Source organism: Cognatishimia sp. F0-27 (genome assembly GCF_020667845.1).
Taxonomy (GTDB): Bacteria; Pseudomonadota; Alphaproteobacteria; order Rhodobacterales; family Rhodobacteraceae; genus JAFMPQ01.
On sequence record NZ_JAFMPQ010000028.1, the window covers coordinates 19,443 to 40,078 of the forward strand.

The window sequence follows — 20,636 nt, forward strand, 5'->3', positions numbered from 1 at the left end:
GTCAGCGCCCGCCCTGCGGGAGCGCGGAATAGAGCAGAAGCCCCCATTCGACGAGATCGCGTTCGACCTGCGCCCAGAGCGTCCCGGCTTGCAGCGGATCGAGCCCCGCCGCTTGCGACAGCGTCGCGATGCTGCGCCGACCGTCGATCCCGGCAATCAACGGCGCGGCCTGTTGCGGCAAACGCAGGCTTGTCTGTGCTTCTTTCATGCGAATGGGGATCGGCTTTCCCTGTGACACCGCCTGCGACAGAGCTCGTGCGGTCACACCGCGCAAATGCGGGATGAGCGTGCGGGTGCTGCCGCGCGCAGGTTTGCGCGTGTCCTCCGATGGCACGGCATAGGCGATGTGCATCCGGATCGTGCCACGAAGCTTTTCAGCCGTGGCCATGGAAGTGGTCTCGTCCATACCCTCGGGACGCTCCGTGATGCGGGCGAGGTCATAAAGTGCGGGCGTGGCAAAGCCCTGCAATCGCCAGCCGGAGTCATGCATCACCTCCACAAGTTCACGGATCGCAAAGGCCCGGTCCTGCCCGTGCAGCAACAGGTCATAGAAGCCCGCGTCGCTTTCGTGATGGTCGACAAGCAGCGGGTTGCGTTTGAAAGGATGCGCATCAGGCAGTGCGGCGACGATCGCTTTTGCACGTTTCAGCCGTGTCTTCGGGTCAAGATCATCGAACAGCGCGGCGAAGGCCTCCTGGAGCGGGTAGACGCCGGACCGCCCGAACGGGGCATACACCATGAAGCCCATGCCGCCGCCCTCCGCGAGGGCGGCACGCAGCGCGGCAAAGCCCGCGCCCGGATCGGGCAGGTGATGCAGCACACCGCAGCAGTCGATATAGTCGAATGTGCCGTGGTTGGCCGCATCGAGCAGCGACCCGGTCACGAAGCGGATCCCCTTCAGTCCGCGGGCCCGTGCCCTTGCCTCGGCGATCTGGCGCGAAGCGGTTGAGAGATCGATGTAGGTGATTTCATACGGAACGTCCGCGGAGGCAAGCACCTGGGCAAGCTGGATCAGCCCGTCACCGGTGCCGCCGCCAGCGACAAGCGCTCTGAAAGGCTGCGACCAGTCGCGCGCGCCCCCAAAGAGCCAATGGTCCAGTTCCAGAGGATGCGAAGGCGAGCCGAGGATCAGACGTTTGGCTTCGTCTTTCGGATCGCGGTCCGGGTAGGGATAGGCTTCATACTGTTCCTGAACGCTGACCATCTCTGCCTCGCGGTTGCCTGACTTGCCAGATGTGCCACGGGGCGCGCGGATTGTCCAAAGCTGCGCGTGTGAGCGCCGGGCAGGCCGCGCGCCAGCAGGTGATGCGCATTGTGGATCGCGAAAGGGGCGCCTTTGTTTCAATCCGTCTTGCGGGCGGCCTTTTGTGGCCACCATGCGCCCGGTTTTGGCGGACATCCGCCCATGATGCACCGTGCAAAGCGCGTCAGAACGCGTGAAACGGCATTCTATTGGCCTTGGGCCTGCAAATCGGCTACAGTGCCCACATATACGGTCCCGCAAGAGGGCCGAACAGGTGGAAAGAGCAGGTTCATGGAAGCAGAGACGCTTGCGCTCGCGCAGGAAATCGATTTTTCGATGTGGGGGCTGTTTGCCCGCGCAACACTGACCGTTAAACTTGTCATGTTGTCCTTGATCGTGGCGTCGGTCTGGGCTTGGGCAATCATCTTCGACAAGCTGATCGCCTATCGGCGCGCGCGCAGCGAGGCCAAGACCTTTGACGGGCGTTTCTGGACCGGCGAGCCGCTCGACGAACTGTTCGACGAGATCGGCCCGGAACCAAAAGGGCGCGCCGCACGGATCTTTGCCGCCGGAATGATCGAGTGGCAACGGTCACACCGTGACGATGGCGGGCTGATCCCGGGCGCGCAGTCCCGTATTGATCGCAGCATGGACGTGGCGATCCTCAAGGAAAGCGAAGCACTGCAGAAGGGACTGCCGGTTCTGGCGACGGTCGGGTCTACCGCGCCATTTATCGGCCTGTTCGGCACGGTCTTCGGGATCATGCACAGTTTCATCGAAATCGCGGAACAACAGAATACGTCGCTTGTGGTTGTGGCGCCCGGCATCGCCGAGGCCCTTCTGGCAACGGGGCTTGGCCTGCTGGCTGCGATCCCGGCCGTGATCTTTTACAACAAGCTCAGCGCAGACAGCGATCGCATCGTGGCCGGGTATGAATCCTTTGCCGACGAGTTCTCCACCATCCTTTCCCGCCAGCTGGACGCCTGACCGATGGGCGCGGGTGTCATGAAAGGCGGTGACGGCGGGGGCAGCCGTCGCAGGCGCGGGCGGCGCGGCAAGTCGCAGCCCATGAGCGAGATCAACGTCACGCCCTTTGTCGACGTGATGCTGGTGCTGCTGATTATCTTCATGGTGGCGGCGCCGCTGTTGACCGTGGGTGTGCCGGTGGAGCTTCCCAAGACCGCTGCGCAAGCGCTGCCGTCGGAGACGGAAGAACCGCTGACCGTCACATTGGCCGTGGATGGCACGGTGCTGTTGCAGACCACGGAAATCGCGCGCGATGACCTGATCCCGCGCCTGCGCGCCATCGCCGCGGAACGCAGCGACGACCGCGTGTTCCTGCGGGCGGACGGGGCGGTGCCTTACGCTCAGGTCGCCGAGGTGATGGGCGCCTTGAATGCCGGAGGCTTTTCTTCCATCGGGCTGGTGACGGATATTGGTGGACCCGCGCTCGACGGGCAGGGCAACTAGGCCGCGCCCCGTGACACCCGGAACGTCCATATCCGCAGGCTTGCATGCGGCGCTGATCTTGTGGCTGCTGTTGGGCAATGTCTTTCGGGCGGATCCGCCCGAGATGCAGGTTGCCGACGTCACGGTGCTGTCGGAAGCGGAGTTTGCCGCGCTGACACAGCCGAATCCGGCGCCGCAACCGGATACCGGCCCGCCGGCACCGGCGCCTGTGCCGGAACCTGACCCTGCGCCCGAGCCGCCGGCCCCCGAACCTGCGCCAGCACCCGTGCCAGAGCCGGACCCTGCGCCGCAGCCGGAGCCTGACCCGGTGCCGCAGCCGCTTCCGCTGGTGCCTGCGCCGCCGACCGATGTGCAGGACGCCGCGCCGGAGCCTCTGGCCCAGCCCGCGCCCGAGATTGATGCACCGGAGGCGTCGCTGCGGCCGATTCCGCGCCCCGCTCCGCGTGTTGCGCCGACGCCTGTGGCCCCGCCACCGCCGGATGCCGTCATCGATCCCGACATCAGCGAGGCCGCCGATGACGTGGCCGATGCGCCGGAGCAGGCGGAAATCGAACAGGAGCAGACCGCGCCGGAAGAGGCCGCCACCGAGATCGTGACCGAGGCCGAGGAACCAGCCGCGGCAAGCGCTCCGAGCCGGTCGGTGCGCCCGCAACTGCGCCCGCAGCGTTTGGCCGAAGCCGCCCCGGCGCCTGAGGCAGAGGTAGACGAAGAGGCGGTGGCCGCTGTTGCTGAAGAGGTCGGAAGCGCGGTCGATGCGGCGTTGGCCGATATTCTGGGTGGCGCGGCAGATGCTGCGAACGCCGCGCCGTCCGGCCCGCCGCTGACGCGTGGAGAACGCGAAGCGTTGCGTCTTGCGGTGCAGAATTGCTGGGTCGTGGATGTCGGCTCGCAGGCCGCCAATGTCACGGTTGTCCTCGGTTTTGAAATGGCCCGGGACGGCACCGTCGTCGCAGGCAGCCTGCGCATGATCGACGCCTCGGGCGGGTCCGGGGCCGCGGTCGAGACCGCCTTTCAGGCGGCGCGCCGTGCTTTGCTGCGCTGTCAGCGGAGCGGCTACGAGCTGCCGCCGGAAAAATATGATCAGTGGAAGGAGATCGAAATGACCTTCAACCCCAGCGAGATGCGCCTGAGATGATGCAGTTGCCCGGGAATTCCCCGCTTAGTCGTGATGGAGGGGGTGTTTTGCAGGGCAAGACACCGCGCTATGGTGTGCAGCATCCGAGGGTCGCGACCGATTTGCCGACCCCACACAGGTCTTCAGGGAGGGACCGGTCCATGAAAGCAATTCTGGTGCCAGTCTTGACGTGGCTCGGTCTTTTGGCGAGCGCCGCGCTCAGTCTCTGGTTCGGTATTCTCGCCACACCGGTTCTCGCGCAGGACGGACCGCTCAGGATCGAGATCACCGAAGGCGTGATCGAACCGATGCCCTACGCGGTGCCGGCCTTCGTGGCGGAGACCGACGGGGCCGCGGCCTTCACCGAAGAGGTCAGCCGGGTGGTCGCCGATGATCTCAACGGCACCGGCCTGTTCCGGGAAATCCCGCGCGACGCGCATATCAGCCGTATCAGCAGCTTCAATGCGCCGGTGCCATTTGCCGATTGGAAAGCCATCAATGCGCAGGCCCTTGTTACCGGGGCCGTATCCACCGACGCCAATGGTCGGGTCGTCGTGAAGTTTCGGGTGTGGGACGTTTTTGCAGGGCAGGAACTCGGGCAGGGGATGCAGTTTGTCTCGACCCCTGACGGCGTGCGACGGCTGGCGCACAAGGTGGCTGACCAGGTCTATTCCCGCCTGACAGGCGAGGCGCCATATTTTGACAGCCGCGTTGTCTTCATCTCGGAGACCGGCCCCAAGAACGAGCGCGTCAAGCGTATGGCGATCATGGATTACGACGGCGCCAACGTGCAGTACCTGACCAATGGCGCCTCGATCGTTCTGGCGCCGCGGTTCTCGCCGGATGGCTCGCGGATCCTTTATACCAGCTACGAGACCGGGTTCCCGGCGGTGCATGTGCTCAATGTCGGGGATGTGCAGAGCCGCATCCTGCAGCCCAATGATGGCGTGATGAGCTTTGCGCCGCGGTTCTCGCCTGACGGGGCGACCGTTGTGTATTCGCTGACACAAGGGTCAAATACCGATATCTGGGCCATGGACATCGCCAGTGCCACACCGCGTCGGCTGACCGCTTCGCCAGCCATCGAGACCGCGCCGAGCTACAGCCCCGACGGTAGCCAGATCGTTTTTGAAAGCGACCGTTCCGGCACGCAGCAGCTCTACATCATGCCCGCCAGCGGCGGTGAGGCAACGCGCATCAGTTTCGGGCAGGGGCGGTATGGCACGCCGGTATGGTCCCCGCGCGGCGACCTCATCGCCTTCACGAAGCAAAACGCGGGTCGCTTCCATATCGGTGTCATGCGCACCGATGGCAGCGAAGAGCGCCTCTTGACCGCGTCCTTCCTCGATGAGGGGCCAACATGGGCACCCAACGGGCGCGTGATCATGTTCTCGCGCGAAACTCAGGGCGCACAAGGGGCATCGGCGCTTTACTCCGTCGATATCTCCGGGCGGAATCTCAAGCGTGTGCGGACACCCGCCGGTGCGTCCGATCCAAGCTGGGGACCGTTGCAGTAGGCGATTCACACGTGCCGCGCGCTGTGATAGGGTCAAGCCCAAGGCAACCGAGCACCGATTACAAGAACAGTATCCAACCGACGGAAAACAGGACAGATGAAACACATTTCCAAGGCTTTTCTACTGGGTGCGGCCCTCGCTGTGGCCGCGTGCAGCAATGCCAACCGTTTCGACGATGACATGGTCGGCCAGGATGCCGCCGCAACCCGGATCGACAATGGCATCATTCCGGGCAGCGTGAACGATCCGCGCGCGCCGGCCTATTTCAACCAGACCATCGGCGACCGGGTTTTCTTTGAGGTGGACCAATCCACATTGACCGCTCAGGCGCGCGCCACGCTGGACGCGCAGGCGCAGTGGTTGACCACCAATTCGGACTACCTTGCGGTCATCGAGGGCCACGCGGACGAACAGGGCACCCGGGAATACAACATCGCCCTTGGCGCGCGCCGCGCAAACACCGTGATGGAATACCTGATTTCGCGCGGAATTCCGGCGAACCGGCTGAAATTCATCTCCTATGGCAAGGAACGGCCGGTCGAGATCTGCTCCGAAGAAGCGTGCTACTCCAAGAACCGCCGGTCGGTCACGATTATCAGCCAGGGTCTGACGGGATAAGCGCATGAAAGCGGGTATCGCAGCGGCGCTGGCGGTTTTTCTCCTATGCGGTGCCCAGCCGGGTGCCGCGCAGCAATCGGCGACGCTTGCCGATATCCGTCAGGACCTCGCGGTGCTGTCGGTGGAGTTGCAGCGCCTGAAGCAGGAGCTCAACACCACGGGCAGCAGCGGTGTGCAGGTGTCCGGTTCCATGCTGGACCGTATCAACACGATAGAAAGCGAATTGCAGCGCGTGACGGCAAAGGCGGAGAACCTCGAGTTCCGCATTGGACAGGTGGTCGAGGATGGCAGCAACCGGGTCGGAGACCTCAACTTTCGCTTGTGCGAAGTCGAACCCGATTGCGATATCGCCAACCTTCCGGATCCGGGGCGCCTTGGTGGCGATACCGTCCCGGCGCCGGCCGCTGCGGTGCCACCGGCGCAGGATGCGACGGATGCGCTTGTTCTGAACAGCGGAGAGCTTGCGGTCAGCGAAGAGGCTGATTTCCGCGAAGCACAAACCGCACTTGAGGCCGGAGATTACAGCGGGGCGGCGCAGCTTTTTGCCCTGTTTCGGCAGAACTACCCGCAAGGTCCACTTGAAGCGGCAGCCTTGCTTGGGGAAGGGCGTGCGCTTGAGGCCGGCGGCGACACCCGCGAGGGCGCAAGGCGTTACCTGACGGTTTATTCGAATTATCCCGGCGCGACGGTCGCACCAGAGGCGCTTTGGCGTCTGGGCACGGCATTGGCCGCGCTTGGCTCCGTGCCGGAAGCCTGCGTCACGCTGGCGGAGTTGCCCAATCGCTACCCGCAATCGGAATTCGTTGCGCGCGCCGCGGCCAGCAAGGCCGAGCTTGGCTGTTCCTGACAGGCTCGGTTCGGTCTGGTCCATCCGGCCGGTGCGCCCGTCGCGCATTTCAGGATGTTCAAAGATGGCGTTGGCTGTTGTGACGTTGGCTCATTGCCGTCCGGTTCTTTCCAAGGCGCGGCCTGAAGGCGAACCATGAGTCTCGACCAGCGTTTCGCCGATGCCATGGGCGCCTTGATCGGGCCGGATTTTCCCGAGCATCTTGCCTTGGCCGTCTCCGGGGGCGGTGACAGCATGGCAATGCTCACGCTGGCGCATAACTGGACCCATCGTTGGGGCGTCTCGCTCTGGGTTGTGACGGTGGATCACGGGTTGCGTGACGGATCGGCAGCCGAGGCAGAGATGGTTGCGCAAGAATGCGCGTTGCTTGGGCATCCGCACGCGACGCTGCGTTGGCGTTGGGACGGACAGGGCAATTTGCAGGATGCGGCCCGCCGAGGGCGCCTGGCGCTCATTGACCGATGGCGAAACGGGATCGAGCATGTGCTCATGGCGCATACCCGGGACGATCTGGCCGAGACCTTCCTGATGCGTCTGGCGCGCGGCTCCGGTGTCGAGGGCCTGTCGGCCATGGCGGCGACGCGTTACGTCGTGCCGCATCCGCATGCCGGCAAGAATGCCCTGTCGCCCGATGAGGTGACGCAGACTGCTGATCCGCCGTCGCCTGCGCGTCGTGTGGCGGGCGTTCCCGCGGTTTCGCGCGGGTTTCATATCGTAAGACCGTGTCTTGAGATAAGCCGGTCAGACTTGCGACATTACCTTGAGACGTTGAAGGGGCGATGGGTTGAAGACCCGTCAAACGACGATCCCCGGTTTGCCCGGGTGCGGATACGCCAGGCGGCGGAAACGCTTGAAGCATTGGGCCTGGATGCCGCGACGCTCAGCGACACGGCGGCACGCATGGCGCGGGCGCAGGTGGCCCTGCGCGCACGTGCGGCGCAGGTCTGGGCAACCATCGGGCAGGAGGAGCGCGTCGGACGCATTGCGACCGGTGCGCTGCTGTTTGACCGCGACGGGTTCGAAACGGTTGAGCGCGACACACAGTTGCGTCTTCTCGCGGCAGGGGTGCAATGGGTATCGTCCACGGTGCTGCGCCCCCGCATGGAGGCTCTGGAGGGTTTGCTTGATCGGGTTCTGGGGGGCGGCGCCGGCACCTTGCAGGGGTGCGAAGCGGTGATGGAGCGCGACAGGCTGTGCGTGTTCCGGGAATTTCAGGCCGTGCGCTCGGAAACGTGCGGGGCCGCGTCCGGCGTGCTTTGGGACGGGCGTTGGCGAGCGACCGCGACCGCCGACCCGGGCGTCGAGATTCGCGCGCTGGGCGAAGATGGTTGGCGTCAAGTGCCGCAGAAGCCCGAAGAGGCGCCGCCCTTTCGGTCTGCACGGTCGCTGCCGGCGCTCTGGCGGGGGGCAAATCTGATTGCCTGCCCTGCGCTTGCCTTTGGCGAGGCGGCGCAAATGGCCCTTTGGCCCATGGGCAGGGAAACCGGTCCGACATTCGGGGCATTCCTGCTTTCGCATTGAACCGACCCGCCGAGTGGCTATGTTAAGGGACAAAGGCGCCCGCTCGGGCGCACTGAACCTTTCCATGAAGGAGTTCGCGTTTTGGGCAACGCACGCAACATCGCGTTCTGGGTCGTGCTTTTCTTGCTGATCCTGGCGCTTTTCAACCTGTTCTCCGGCGGCAGCAGCACGATGCAAAGCCGCGAAATGTCTTATTCCGACTTCGTGCGCGCGGTCGAGGATCAGGGCGTGAGCTCGGTGACGATCGATGGCGAGCAGGTGCGATACCGGACAAATGACGGGCAGGATTTCATCGCGATCCGCCCCGAGGATGCCAATGTCACGGATCTCCTTCTTGAGAACGACGTCCCGCTCCGCGCCGAGCAACAAGAACAAAGCGGGTTCCAGTCCTTCTTGCTGAGCCTGCTGCCGTTCCTGCTTCTGATCGGCGTCTGGATCTATTTCATGAACCGGATGCAGGGGGGCGGCAAAGGCGGCGCGATGGGCTTTGGAAAGTCCAAGGCCAAGCTGCTCACCGAAAAGCACGGGCGCGTGACATTCGATGATGTCGCCGGCATCGACGAAGCCAAGGAAGAACTTGAGGAAATCGTGGAATTCCTGCGCAACCCGCAGAAGTTCTCTCGGCTTGGCGGCAAGATCCCGAAGGGTGCCTTGCTCGTCGGACCGCCGGGCACCGGCAAGACGCTGTTGGCCCGCTCGGTGGCGGGAGAGGCAGGCGTGCCTTTCTTCACCATCTCAGGCTCTGACTTCGTGGAAATGTTTGTCGGTGTAGGTGCGAGCCGCGTGCGCGACATGTTCGAGCAAGCCAAGAAAAACGCGCCCTGTATCGTGTTCATCGACGAAATCGACGCCGTTGGTCGGGCCCGCGGGCAAGGCTATGGTGGCGGCAATGACGAGCGGGAACAAACCCTCAACCAGTTGCTGGTCGAGATGGACGGTTTCGAGGCGAACGAGGGTGTGATCATCATCGCGGCAACCAACCGTCGTGACGTTCTGGATCCGGCATTGTTGCGTCCGGGGCGCTTTGACCGCCAGGTGACGGTGGGCAATCCCGACATCAAGGGTCGCGAGAAGATCCTCGGTGTGCATGCCCGCAAGACGCCGCTTGGCCCGGATGTGGACCTGCGCCTCATTGCGCGCGGCACGCCCGGCTTCTCAGGTGCGGATCTCGCCAACCTCGTGAACGAGGCGGCGCTTATGGCTGCGCGTTACGGTCGTCGCTTTGTCACCATGGAAGACTTCGAGAACGCCAAGGACAAGGTGATGATGGGTGCCGAGCGCCGCTCCATGGTCCTGACCGACGATCAGAAGGAAAAGACCGCCTATCACGAAGCCGGACACGCGGTCGTCGGGTTGACGCTCCCGCAATGTGATCCGGTCTACAAGGCGACGATCATTCCGCGCGGCGGCGCGCTGGGTATGGTGGTCTCCCTGCCCGAGATTGACCGCCTCAACTGGCACAAGTCGGAATGCGAGGAAAAGCTGGCCATGACAATGGCGGGCAAGGCGGCCGAAATCATCAAATACGGGGAGGAGAACGTCTCCAACGGCCCGGCGGGTGACATTCAGCAAGCCTCCGCGCTGGCGCGTGCAATGGTTCTGCAATGGGGCATGTCCGACAAGGTCGGGAATATCGATTATCGCGAAGCGGCCGAAGGGTATTCGGGTAACACTGCGGGCCTGTCCGTCTCGGCGCAGACCAAGGAACTGATCGAAGAAGAGGTGCGGCGCTTCATCCAGGACGCGTATGACCGTGCATTCCAGATCCTGACCGATCGCAAGGACGACTGGGAACGGCTGGCACAGGGGTTGCTCGAATACGAGACCCTGACAGGCGAAGAGATCAAGCGCGTGATGCGGGGCGAGCCGCCCACCTCGGCGGATGACGATGATGGCAATGCGGGTGAGGTGGAAAAGAAACCGTCTCTGACCGCGATCCCCAAGACCAAGGCAAAGACCAAGCCGGCCAAAGACGATGGTGGCATGGAGCCTGAGCCGTCTGCATGAGCGCGGACCTGACGAACACTGACTGGGACCCCGAAACCTACCATTGGTTTCGGGGTCTTCGTTTGCAGCCTGCCGTCGATTTGATGGCGCGTATTCCCGCCGTGCCGGAGGGTGATGTCATTGACCTCGGTTGCGGCGCTGGCGATGCGGCGCGGGGTCTGCGGCATCGTTTTCCGAAGGCGCAGTTGATCGGCGTGGATCAATCGCCAGCCATGTTGGAAGAAGCGGCCGATCTGGCGCTCTACGACCGGTTGCACCCGTTCGATATTGCGCAATGGACCCCGGCTGAACCGCCCGCCTTGGTGTTCTCCAACGCTGCGCTGCACTGGGTTGGGGATCATGAGACGCTGATCCCTGCGCTGGCCAGGGCACTGGCGCCGCATGGCGTTCTGGCTGTCCAGATGCCGCATCAGAACAATGCCGCCTCGCACCGGATGTGGCACAGCCTTGTTGCCGATCTCTTTCCCGGAGCGTTTGATCCCGAGGACGCTCCGAGCATCCTGCTGCCGGCTCAATACCATCACATGCTGACGCCTATGGGGCCGGTTTCGATGTGGGAAACCGAGTACTATCAGCATCTCGACCCATCCGACGACGGTCACCCGGTGCGCCATTTCACCCAGGCGACCTATGCGCGACCGGTGCTCGACGCGCTCGATCCGGCGGATCAAGATGCGTTGTGCCGGGCCTATGACGCGGTCATCGACAAGGCTTATCCGCTGGCTGCGGATGGCTCGGTTTTGTTTCCGTTCCGTCGGCTGTTCTTCATATTGCAGCGCGCGGATTAATCTGCGCGGCGCCCGGCGCGCCGGTATGGTCGGCATTCGGCCACCGTGCGCTTGCGCGTGTCTGCGGAACGCGGCAAAGAGGCTGTGCCAACTCGCATGAAGGACCGCGCATGCCCGCTTTGAAGAAGACACCGTTTGGCGCAGAAGTCACTTGGTTAGGGCGCGTCGATCCGCGTGACAAGCTTTGTTCCACAGCGTTGCAATCGCTGGTGCTTGATTGGGACGGTCCGGTTGGCGCCAAGCATTCGGGGCGCACCCGTCCGTCCTGTTCTCGGGTGACTGCGCAACACGCCAAGGGCACCGAAATCGCCAATACACGCCAGCTCAGCCTGATTTCGGCGGAGGACCTCGCGCAGATCGCGGCGGCGATCGGGCTGGAGGCGCTGGACCCGGCCCTTCTCGGGGCGAGCGTGGTGCTTGAAGGGCTGGAGGACTTCACCTTTTTGCCGCCGTCATCGCGGCTACAGGGGCCTGACGGGCTGACGCTGGTGGTTGATATGGAAAATCGCCCCTGCGTCTTGCCCGGTCGCGAGATCGACGCGCGGCACCCCGGCCATGGGGCTGCTTTCAAGGCGGCGGCGCGGCATCGCCGGGGTGTTACGGCCTGGGTTGAACGTCCGGGCACGCTGCGGCTCGGAGACCGGGTCACCTTGCACGTCCCGGATCAGCGCGCTTGGCGAGGCGGCGCATGAGCCGTTTCGGACGCCTCAAAAGGTTCCCTTGAAAGCGTCCTGTTTCCAATAGGCCCCATGTGTTCGGTCTTGCGACGCTGCAAGGCCGAGAAATGTCGGATTCGCTTGGCGCAACGCTGGCATGCCACGGTATGCGTGACAAAACGCATATGACAAACAGGGACGGCGTGACATGGCTTACAAGTCGGATATCGAAATCGCCCGCGAGGCAAACAAGAAGCCGATCCAGGAAATCGGCGATACGCTCGGTATCCCAACCGAGCATCTTCTGCCCTATGGACATGACAAGGCCAAGGTCAGCCAGTCCTTCATCAACTCGGTTCAGGATCGCCCCAACGGCAAACTGGTGCTTGTCACGGCGATCAATCCGACGCCGGCGGGCGAAGGCAAGACCACCACAACCGTGGGGCTTGGGGACGGTCTGAACCGAATTGGCAAGAAGGCGATGATCTGCATTCGCGAAGCCTCGCTCGGGCCGAATTTCGGCATGAAGGGCGGTGCTGCGGGCGGGGGCCACGCGCAAGTCGTTCCGATGGAAGAGATGAACCTGCATTTCACGGGGGATTTCCACGCCATCACATCGGCGCACAGCCTGCTGTCTGCGATGATTGACAACCACATCTATTGGGGCAACGAGCTGGAAATCGACATCCGGCGTGTTGTCTGGCGCCGTGTCGTGGACATGAATGACCGCGCCCTGCGCCAGATCACGGCGAGCCTTGGCGGCGTGGCCAATGGCTTTCCGCGCGAAGCCGGGTTCGACATCACCGTGGCGTCCGAAGTCATGGCGATCCTCTGTCTTGCGAAGGACCTCAAGGACCTGCAGTCCCGTCTCGGGGACATGATCGTGGCCTATCGCCGTGACCGCTCACCGGTCTATTGCCGCGATCTGAAGGCTGATGGCGCAATGACCGTGTTGCTCAAGGACGCGATGCAACCCAATCTGGTGCAGACGCTGGAGAACAACCCGGCCTTCGTGCATGGCGGGCCGTTTGCGAATATCGCGCATGGCTGCAATTCCGTGATCGCCACGACAACCGCGCTCAAGCTGGCGGATTACGTGGTCACCGAAGCCGGGTTCGGTGCCGACCTCGGGGCGGAGAAATTCCTCAACATCAAATGCCGCAAAGCCGGTCTTGCGCCCTCGGTTGTCGTGGTCGTTGCCACCGTGCGCGCGATGAAGATGAACGGCGGCGTGGCCAAGGCTGATCTCGGGGCGGAAAATGTGGATGCCGTCAAGGCGGGGTGTCCGAACCTTGGACGCCATATCGAAAACGTCAAAAGCTTTGGTGTGCCGGTGGTTGTGGCGATCAACCATTTCGTGACGGATACCGACGCGGAAGTGCAGGCGATCAAGGATTTTGTCGCCTCCAAAGGGGCAGAGGCCGTGTTGTCGCGCCATTGGGAGCTGGGCTCCGAAGGTTCCGCGGATCTGGCAACCAAGGTCGCCGAAGTCGCAGAACGCGGCGAGGCAGATTTTGCGCCGATCTATCCCGATGACATGCCGCTTGCCGAGAAAATCCAGACCATCGCCAAGAAGATCTACCGTGCCGACGAGGCCGTGATGGACAAGAAGATCCTCGATCAGCTGAAGCTCTGGGAGGATCAGGGCTATGGTCAACTCCCGGTCTGCATGGCCAAGACGCAGTATTCCTTCTCGACGGATCCATCCCAGCGCGGAGCGCCGACCGGGTTCACCGTGCCGGTGCGTGAAGTCCGGCTTTCGGCCGGGGCGGGCTTTGTCGTGGTGGTCTGTGGAGAAATCATGACCATGCCGGGCCTGCCCCGGGTGCCGTCTGCGGAAGCCATTCATCTCAATGACGACGGTCAGATCGAAGGTCTGTTCTAGAAAACGCGCGCGGCACGGTTGATCCGCGCCGCGCTCCGGCCGATACGGGGGTTCGATATGGAAACAGGACACAGCGCCATGACCCGACCGGACCCCGAGACGATTGAGACCATGGCGGACCTGCGCGCATGTATCGATCAGATCGACAGCGCGTTGGTTGCTTTGCTGGCGGAGCGTGAGCGGTTTACCGATCGGGCGCCGGAGCTCAAGGCCCGCGAGCGCATCGCGGCCAATGCGCCGCGGCGGGTTGCGGCGGTCCTGACTTCTGTCCGCGACAAGGCAGAGCGGCACGGGTTGGATCCGGATCTCGCGGAGCGCCTCTGGCGGATCATGATCGATACGGTGATCGCCCGTGAAGAGGCGATCATCGGCAAAGGCGGCAAGGACGGTTGAAACCGCGCGCCCCCGTGTCGCAGCGGAGGGGGCACGAGGAAACGAAGAGGAGGCAGCGATGACAGCGCTACGGATCGATGGAAAGGCCTTCGCGGCCAATGTCCGGACTCAGGTGGCAGAGCACGTCACCCGGCTCAAGGCCGATCACGACATCACGCCGGGCCTGGCCGTCGTGCTTGTGGGCGAAGACCCCGCCAGCCAGGTCTATGTCCGGTCCAAGGGCAAGCAGACCGTCGAAGTCGGCATGAAAAGCTTCGAGCACAAGCTCGACCGCGACACGACGGAGGCGGATCTTCTGGCGCTGATCGACAGGCTCAACAATGATCCTGCGGTGCATGGCATTCTCATTCAGCTCCCCTTGCCGTCTCATATCGACAGCGACCTCGTGATCAACGCCATCGACCCGGCCAAGGATGTGGACGGGTTTCATATCTCCAATGTCGGCCTGCTCGGAACCGGCCAGAAGAGCATGGTGCCGTGCACCCCGCTTGGTTGTCTGATGCTGCTGCGGGATCATTTCGGGTCTCTCTCGGGCAAGAGCGCCGTTGTGATCGGGCGGTCTAACATTGTCGGCAAACCGATGGCGCAGCTTTTGCTCGGCGACAGCTGCACGGTGACGATCGCACATTCGCGCACGGCGGATTTGCCCGCCGTGGTGCGACAGGCCGATATCGTCGTGGCGGCGGTCGGGCGTCCGGAGATGGTTACCGGGGACTGGATCAAGCCCGGTGCCGTGGTGGTCGACGTCGGCATCAACCGCATCGAGGCCCCCGAAAAAGGGCTGACGGAGGATGGCAAAGCCAAGACGCGGCTTGTGGGCGATTGCGACTACGCGAGCTGCGCCGAAGTGGCAGGCGCGATCACACCCGTGCCTGGCGGGGTTGGCCCCATGACGATTGCCTGCCTGTTGGCCAACACGGTCACGGCCTGTTGCCGCGCCAACGGGCTGGCAGAGCCGCAAGGGCTGACCGCCTGATCGTCAGACGGGGACGGGCACCATCGTGCCGGTCAACATCGCGATATGGATCTCCTGTCCGTCTCTTTCGGCATAGACATCTGACGCGACAACAAGAAGACGCCGACCGGGGCGGATGACACGCCCGCGCGCGATCAGGCGCTCGCCCATGGCCGGAGCCAGCAAGTTGATCTTGATCTCCGACGTCACAACCTCTTTGTCCAACTCGAGAAGGGTCAGCGCCGCATAGCCTGCCGCGCTGTCTCCGATCGAAAAGGCCAGCCCTGCATGGCCGAATCCCTGCTGCTGCTTGGCAAGATCGAGGATCGGAGCGACGATCTCGGCATGGCCTTCACGCACGGCGCCGAGCGACGCGCCAAGCGTCTTCAAAAGCGCTTGCCTGTTGAAACTGTCTCGGATGCGGTCTTCGTTGGCTCTGTCCATGGCGGCAAGGGAGCATGCTGCGCAGCCCTTGTCCAGTCGGCGCGTCTCTCCGTGTCGTGCGGTGGCTTGGGGCTAAGCCGGCACGCCGCGTGGCATGGGGATCGCCCTCGGACGCGGGCCGGTGAGGATCGCCCGTGCACCCGGTCGCATCAACGTGCTGAAAACCGGGCTGTCGCAGCGCAATCCGCCCGTATAGGTCCCATAGGCAGGCAGGATCAAACGCCGGTCGTCCACAAGGAAACAAGGGCGCGAAATGGCGCGTCCGCGCGCCGAGATCACAGCTTTGGGGTGGTAATGCCCGCTGACCTCTCCGGTTCCGTCATCCACCTGCGACGCGATGTGCCGAAAGGCAATCGCACCGAGGTGATGCTCCGCGCAATGCGCACCGCCAAAGGCCACCGGCGCGGGGTCATGGTTGCCCTCGATCCAGGTCCACCGCAGACCTGTCACAAGCCGCGTGATCCAGTCCCGTTCCGCCTGCGGCAACATCCCGTCGAGCCCGACCGCATCGAAACTGTCGCCCAGACAGATCACGGCCTCCGCGCGCGTCGCGGCGATATCGGTCTCCAGCCGGGTCAGTGTCTCGCGCGTCTCGTAGGGCGGAAGCTGTGCCCCGCCGATGGCCGACAAGCGTGCCGATTTTCCGAAATGCAGATCGGAAACAACAAGCAAGCGCTGATCAGGCCAATGGAGAGCGCCGGACGAGAGCGCCTGCAAAGCCGTGCCACAAAAGGTGAAGTCGAAAACGTTCATGTCTTGTTCTAGCAGCGCAGCCGGTGCGGGAGCAAGAGGCCGGACGGCGTCAATAGGGCACGCGCCATTTTGGTTTCGACGGTCCGGCATCGACCTTTGCCAGACCGGACTCCTCCATCAGCCGCGTGACTTCTTCCTCGAGCAGCCGCTCATCCGCAAGGCCCCGGATCGGCACGCGACCGGGTTCGAGAAACAGCGGCGCGGCCAGCGGTGTCACGCGATCAAGCGTCACGTGGTCGATCCGGTCTCCCACGCGGGCACTCATCTCCCGGATGCGTTCGAAATCCACGAGGCCGCGCATGGCCTCTTCGCGTGTGATTTGCATGAGAAGATGGTCGGGATCGTATTTCAGCAACGTGTCATAGAGGATATCGGAGGACATCGTCGCCTGACGGCCGGTTTTGCGCTGGCCGCCGACCTGTCGTTCGATCAACCCGGCAATGGTGGCAGAGGCCCTGAAGGTCCGTTTCATCACGGCATTGCCCGCAAGCCATCCATCCAAGCCCCGTTCCAGCGCCGCGATGTCAAAAAGTGGCGCGGGGTCGGTCACATGGTCGAGCCCCCAAATCAGGGTGGCATAATCCGTCGCCACGAACCCCATGGGCGCGAGGCCTTCTTCTTCCATCCGTTTGGTGAGCAGAAGTCCGAGGGTTTGCATCGCATTACGTCCGGCAAAGCCATAGACGACCATCTGCGCCCGCCCGTCTCGGGGGAAGGTCTCAACAAGAAGCCGACCGGGCTCCGGAAGACGCGACACCGCGCGTTGGAGCGACAGCCATTCCGCCGTGTGCGCCGGCAACTCCGGCCAGCGCTCTTGCTGGAACATGGTGAGAATCCGGTTCGACAGCTGTGTCGATGTGGCGAATTTCGTGCCGAGAAATGTCGCGATCTTGGGCTTGCGCGTGGCATCGCGGGAGACTTCGACCACGAGGTCGCGCAACCCTTCGTAGCGCACGATCTTGCCCCCGATGAGGAAAGTATCCCCCTTGCTCAGCGACGCGGCGAACCCTTCCTCGATCTCGCCAAGAGGCGCTCCGCCGCGACCGCGCCAGCGCACCTTGAGCGTATCCGTGTCCTGGATTGTACCAACATTCTGCCGGATGCGCGTGGCGGAGCGTGGATCGCGCAGCTGCCACAGCCCGTCGGGGCGCTGCATGAGGCGTTTCCACTGATCGTAAGCGCGCAGCGCGTAGCCTCCCGTGGCGCAGAAATCGAGACAGGCGTCGAACTCCGCGCGGGTCAGGCTGGCATAGGGGCCCGCGCTCGACATCCGCGCATAAAGCGCATCCGCTGAGAACGGCCCCGCCGCCGCGGCGATCAGGATATGCTGGCACAGCACGTCGCGCGGCCCGCGCCCGCGTGGCGCACCGTCCAGGTCATGCGCCTTTACAGCCTCAAGCGCGGCCACGCATTCCACGATCTCGAACCGGTTGGCCGGCACGAGAAGCGCCTTGGACGGCGCGTTGTATCGGTGATTGGCTCGGCCGATGCGCTGCACCAGGCGTTTGACGTTTTTCGGCGCGCCAACCTGAATCACAAGGTCCACATCACCCCAGTCGATCCCGAGATCGAGACTGCCGGTACAGACGATTGCCCGCAAGTCTCCGCGCACCATGGCCATCTCGACCTTTTCCCGCTGTTGCCGGTCAAGCGATCCGTGGTGAATGCCGATGGGCAACCCATCGTCATTTGCGAGCCAGAGGTTGTGAAAAAAGATCTCCGCTTGCGCCCGTGTATTGTGGAAGATCAGCGTTGTCTTGTGTCGCTTCACGGCCTCCAGCACCGCGGGTATCGCATAGCGCGCGCCGCCCCCGGACCATGGCGGCGCTTCATCGGTCACCAGCATCTGGATATCCGGTTCCGGACCGGGATCGGCCATCACGATCTCGCAAGGGTCGGGATGCGCCGCCAGAAACCGTGCCACGGCCTGCGGGTCCTCCACTGTCGCGGAAAGGCCCACCCTCCGCATGTCCGGGCATAGCTCCTGAAGCGCGGCAAGGGCGAGCATCATCTGGTCGCCCCGCTTGCTTTCGGCCAGCGCGTGAATCTCGTCGACGATCACACGTTTCAGCCCGGCGAACATCCGGGGCGCGTCTTCGTAGCTGGTCAGCAACGCGAGGCTCTCCGGCGTGGTCAACAGGATATGCGGCGGATCTGCCCTTTGGCGCCGCTTCCGGCTTGCCGGCGTGTCTCCGGTTCGGTCCTCAACCCGGATCGGCAGGCCCGCATCTTCGATCGGGACCAACAGATTGCGCCGGATATCCGCCGCCAGCGCCTTGAGCGGGGAAACATACAGCGTGTGAAGACCGTCATGCGCGCCATCGGCAAGGTCCGCCAGCGTGGGCAGGAACCCGGCAAGCGTCTTGCCGCCCCCCGTGGGCGCGATCAGCAACAAGGCTGGCGCACCGGACTTGTCCAGCATCATTTGTTGGTGCGGGTGGACCTGCCATCCACGCGCATCGAACCAGGATTGGAGAGAAGACGGAAGCGCTGTCATGGTCGATGATCTAACGCGCCGGGACGGAATGCAAAACGCGTCGGGCTTCTTTGGGCCAAAAATATCCTGGGGTGAATGCCGCCCTGGCGGCAGAGGGGCAAAGCCCCTTTCCATCCTGTTTCAAATGCGCAACCTTGCCCATCAAGGGAGGAAGCCATGCTGAGCGGGATCAGGATTGTCGAGTTCGAAGCGCTCGGCCCTGCGCCATTTGCAGGGATGCTGTTGGCAGACCTCGGGGCGGAGGTGATTGTCGTGCATCGTCCCGAAGGCGGCGGCGTGCCCGGGGTCACTGCAGAGCCGCTTTTGGATCGCGGCAAGAAATCGATCACGCTCGATCTCAAGGACCGCTCGGATCACGCCGTGGCACTGGCTTTGATCCGCTCGGCGGATGCCGTGATCGAAGGCATGCGCCCGGGGGTGATGGAACGGCTTGGACTCGGACCGGAAGAGACAAGGGCACTCCGGCCATCGTTGGTCTATGGCCGTATGACAGGCTGGGGCCAGGACGGGCCGCGCGCGCAACAGGCCGGTCACGATCTCAATTATCTCGGGCTGAGCGGTGCGCTGTTCTATGGCGGGTTGCCCGAGGGAATACCGGCGACGCCGCCAACGATGCTGGGCGATATCGGGGGCGGGGCGCTCTATCTGGTCGTGGGTCTGCTTGCGGGCATTCTCAACGCGCGCGCAACAGGCAAGGGCTGCGTCGTGGATGCCGCGATTGTTGATGGCGCAAGCCATATGATGGCGCTGCTGGTTTCCATGGGGGCGCAGTTTTCCATGAGCGCGCGGGGACGCTCCCTTCTCGACGGCCCACATTGGTCGCGGTGCTACCCATGCGCCTGTGGCGGGCATATCACCGTGCAGTGTCTCGAGCCGAAATTCTATGCATTGTTTTTGGAGCGGCTGGGGCTTTCGGGCGATCCCGGCTTCGCCGATCAGAACGATCCCGAGCAATGGCCAGAGCAGACGCGGCGCTTGTCCGACATCTTCGCGACCCGGTCGCGCGACCATTGGCTGGCGCTGTTCGCGCACAGTGATGCCTGTGTCGGTCCGGTGCTGAGCCCGGCCGAGGCCATGCGCGATCCGCATATTGCCGCCCGCGGCGTCTGGAACGATGGCGCCCCGCAACCCGCCCCGAGATTTGACAACCAGCTGCGCAGCCCGGGGGCCATTCCCGAGCGCGGCGCGCAGGGCGCCGCGATCCGGGCGGATCTGCAACGGAAGGGATGGATATGACCCACGATCCGGACGCATTTTCCGCGCTTTTGCGCGCGCGCCATTCCTGCCGTGCCTTCCTGCCCGACCCCGTTCCCGCCGAACGCATCAACGCGGCCTTGGCGGATGCCCAGCACGTGGCGTCATGGTGCAACTCGCAACCGTGGCAGGTCACCGTTTTCTCGCAAGAGCGCACGCAGGCGCTGGCGACAGCGCTCATGGCGCATGTAACAACCGCGGCGCCGCAAAGCGATGTTCCGTTTCCGCAGCGCTATGAGGGCGTCTACAAGGATCGCCGCAGCACCTGCGGCTGGCAACTCTACGAGGCGGTCGGGGTGACAAAAGGCGACCGGATTGGATCAGCGCGCCAGATGGCCGAGAATTTTCGGTTTTTCGGCGCGCCCCATGTGATGCTGATCACCAGCCCCAAGGCCCTGGGCCCCTATGGCGTGCTGGATTGTGGCGCCTATGTTTCCGCGGTGCTGCTTGCGCTGACGGCGCGCGGTTTGGGCAGCATCGCGATGGCGTCCGTCGCAGGCTATGCGGAGTTCTTTCGCGATACGGTCGATCTTGGAGAAAACCGCGATCTCGTTTGTGGCATCGCAACCGGTTATGCCGATCCCGATCACCCGGCAAACACCTTCCGGACCGACAGGGCCGCGCCCGAAGAGGCTGTGCGCTGGGTATAGCCGAAGCAATCGGGTAGCGGTTCT

Annotated in this window: 19 protein-coding genes; 15 read left to right on the forward strand and 4 right to left on the reverse strand. The window is 63.7% G+C overall.

The features are described 5' to 3' along the window. Position 1 precedes the first annotated feature (1 nt). On the reverse strand, positions 2–1,204 hold the full coding sequence (locus J1C49_RS14930) for a bifunctional 2-polyprenyl-6-hydroxyphenol methylase/3-demethylubiquinol 3-O-methyltransferase UbiG (protein ID WP_227446635.1): 1,203 nt from the start codon (positions 1,202–1,204) through the stop codon (positions 2–4). Positions 1,205–1,534: 330 nt separating this feature from the next. Between J1C49_RS14930 and tolQ the strand changes: the two genes are divergently transcribed. The 13 genes from tolQ (at position 1,535) to folD (ending at position 15,035) form a co-directional block, all read left to right on the forward strand. After that, positions 1,535–2,230, forward strand: coding sequence for a protein TolQ (gene tolQ, locus J1C49_RS14935; protein WP_227446636.1), 696 nt, complete (start codon positions 1,535–1,537; stop codon positions 2,228–2,230). 3 nt (positions 2,231–2,233) lie between these two features. Continuing rightward, complete coding sequence (gene tolR, locus J1C49_RS14940) at positions 2,234–2,713, forward strand: protein TolR (protein WP_227446637.1); 480 nt, start codon at positions 2,234–2,236, stop codon at positions 2,711–2,713. Between the two features lie 10 nt (positions 2,714–2,723). Further along, positions 2,724–3,848, forward strand: a complete 1,125-nt coding sequence (locus J1C49_RS14945; RefSeq protein ID WP_227446638.1) for a cell envelope biogenesis protein TolA — start codon at positions 2,724–2,726, stop codon at positions 3,846–3,848. 140 nt (positions 3,849–3,988) lie between these two features. Continuing rightward, a complete protein-coding gene (gene tolB / locus J1C49_RS14950; RefSeq protein WP_227446639.1) occupies positions 3,989–5,344 on the forward strand; it encodes a Tol-Pal system beta propeller repeat protein TolB in 1,356 nt (451 codons plus the stop codon). Positions 5,345–5,440: 96 nt separating this feature from the next. Then, positions 5,441–5,962 (forward strand): peptidoglycan-associated lipoprotein Pal, encoded by a 522-nt coding sequence (pal, locus tag J1C49_RS14955; RefSeq protein ID WP_227446640.1) that lies wholly within the window; start codon positions 5,441–5,443, stop codon positions 5,960–5,962. A gap of 4 nt (positions 5,963–5,966) precedes the next feature. After that, the gene (locus tag J1C49_RS14960; protein WP_227446641.1) at positions 5,967–6,809 is read left to right on the forward strand and encodes a tetratricopeptide repeat protein; all 843 of its coding nucleotides are present in this window, start codon (positions 5,967–5,969) and stop codon (positions 6,807–6,809) included. 135 nt (positions 6,810–6,944) lie between these two features. Next, positions 6,945–8,330: a tRNA lysidine(34) synthetase TilS gene (gene tilS, locus J1C49_RS14965; protein WP_370639422.1), complete on the forward strand. Its 1,386-nt coding sequence runs from the start codon at positions 6,945–6,947 to the stop codon at positions 8,328–8,330. A gap of 81 nt (positions 8,331–8,411) precedes the next feature. Then, complete coding sequence (gene ftsH, locus J1C49_RS14970; RefSeq protein WP_227446642.1) at positions 8,412–10,337, forward strand: ATP-dependent zinc metalloprotease FtsH; 1,926 nt, start codon at positions 8,412–8,414, stop codon at positions 10,335–10,337. After that, positions 10,334–11,125 carry a methyltransferase domain-containing protein gene (locus J1C49_RS14975; protein ID WP_227446643.1) on the forward strand — a complete coding sequence of 264 codons (792 nt, stop codon included), beginning with the start codon at positions 10,334–10,336 and terminating at the stop codon, positions 11,123–11,125. The genes ftsH and J1C49_RS14975 overlap by 4 nt, the downstream gene beginning before the upstream one ends. Before the next feature lie 110 nt (positions 11,126–11,235). Next, on the forward strand, positions 11,236–11,817 hold the full coding sequence (locus J1C49_RS14980; RefSeq protein ID WP_227446644.1) for an MOSC domain-containing protein: 582 nt from the start codon (positions 11,236–11,238) through the stop codon (positions 11,815–11,817). A gap of 172 nt (positions 11,818–11,989) precedes the next feature. Beyond that, the gene (locus J1C49_RS14985) at positions 11,990–13,666 is read left to right on the forward strand and encodes a formate--tetrahydrofolate ligase (RefSeq protein ID WP_227446645.1); all 1,677 of its coding nucleotides are present in this window, start codon (positions 11,990–11,992) and stop codon (positions 13,664–13,666) included. 78 nt (positions 13,667–13,744) lie between these two features. Then, positions 13,745–14,059 carry a chorismate mutase gene (locus J1C49_RS14990; protein WP_227446646.1) on the forward strand — a complete coding sequence of 105 codons (315 nt, stop codon included), beginning with the start codon at positions 13,745–13,747 and terminating at the stop codon, positions 14,057–14,059. Between the two features lie 58 nt (positions 14,060–14,117). Beyond that, a complete protein-coding gene (gene folD, locus J1C49_RS14995; protein ID WP_227446647.1) occupies positions 14,118–15,035 on the forward strand; it encodes a bifunctional methylenetetrahydrofolate dehydrogenase/methenyltetrahydrofolate cyclohydrolase FolD in 918 nt (305 codons plus the stop codon). 3 nt (positions 15,036–15,038) lie between these two features. Here folD and J1C49_RS15000 read toward each other — a convergent pair whose 3' ends face one another. The 3 genes from J1C49_RS15000 to J1C49_RS15010 form a co-directional block, all read right to left on the reverse strand. Beyond that, entirely contained in the window at positions 15,039–15,458 is a 420-nt protein-coding gene (locus tag J1C49_RS15000) for a PaaI family thioesterase (protein ID WP_227446648.1), read from the reverse strand. 72 nt (positions 15,459–15,530) lie between these two features. After that, positions 15,531–16,211, reverse strand: coding sequence for a ligase-associated DNA damage response endonuclease PdeM (gene pdeM, locus J1C49_RS15005; RefSeq protein ID WP_227446649.1), 681 nt, complete (start codon positions 16,209–16,211; stop codon positions 15,531–15,533). 49 nt (positions 16,212–16,260) lie between these two features. Beyond that, positions 16,261–18,708, reverse strand: a complete 2,448-nt coding sequence (locus J1C49_RS15010) for a ligase-associated DNA damage response DEXH box helicase (RefSeq protein WP_227446650.1) — start codon at positions 18,706–18,708, stop codon at positions 16,261–16,263. Between the two features lie 156 nt (positions 18,709–18,864). On the opposite strand from J1C49_RS15010, the gene J1C49_RS15015 reads away from it, so the two are divergent. Continuing rightward, positions 18,865–19,944 carry a CaiB/BaiF CoA-transferase family protein gene (locus J1C49_RS15015; protein ID WP_227446651.1) on the forward strand — a complete coding sequence of 360 codons (1,080 nt, stop codon included), beginning with the start codon at positions 18,865–18,867 and terminating at the stop codon, positions 19,942–19,944. After that, a complete protein-coding gene (locus tag J1C49_RS15020) occupies positions 19,941–20,612 on the forward strand; it encodes a nitroreductase (RefSeq protein ID WP_227446652.1) in 672 nt (223 codons plus the stop codon). Before J1C49_RS15015 ends, J1C49_RS15020 begins: the two co-directional genes overlap by 4 nt. The last annotated feature ends 24 nt before the right edge of the window (positions 20,613–20,636 follow it).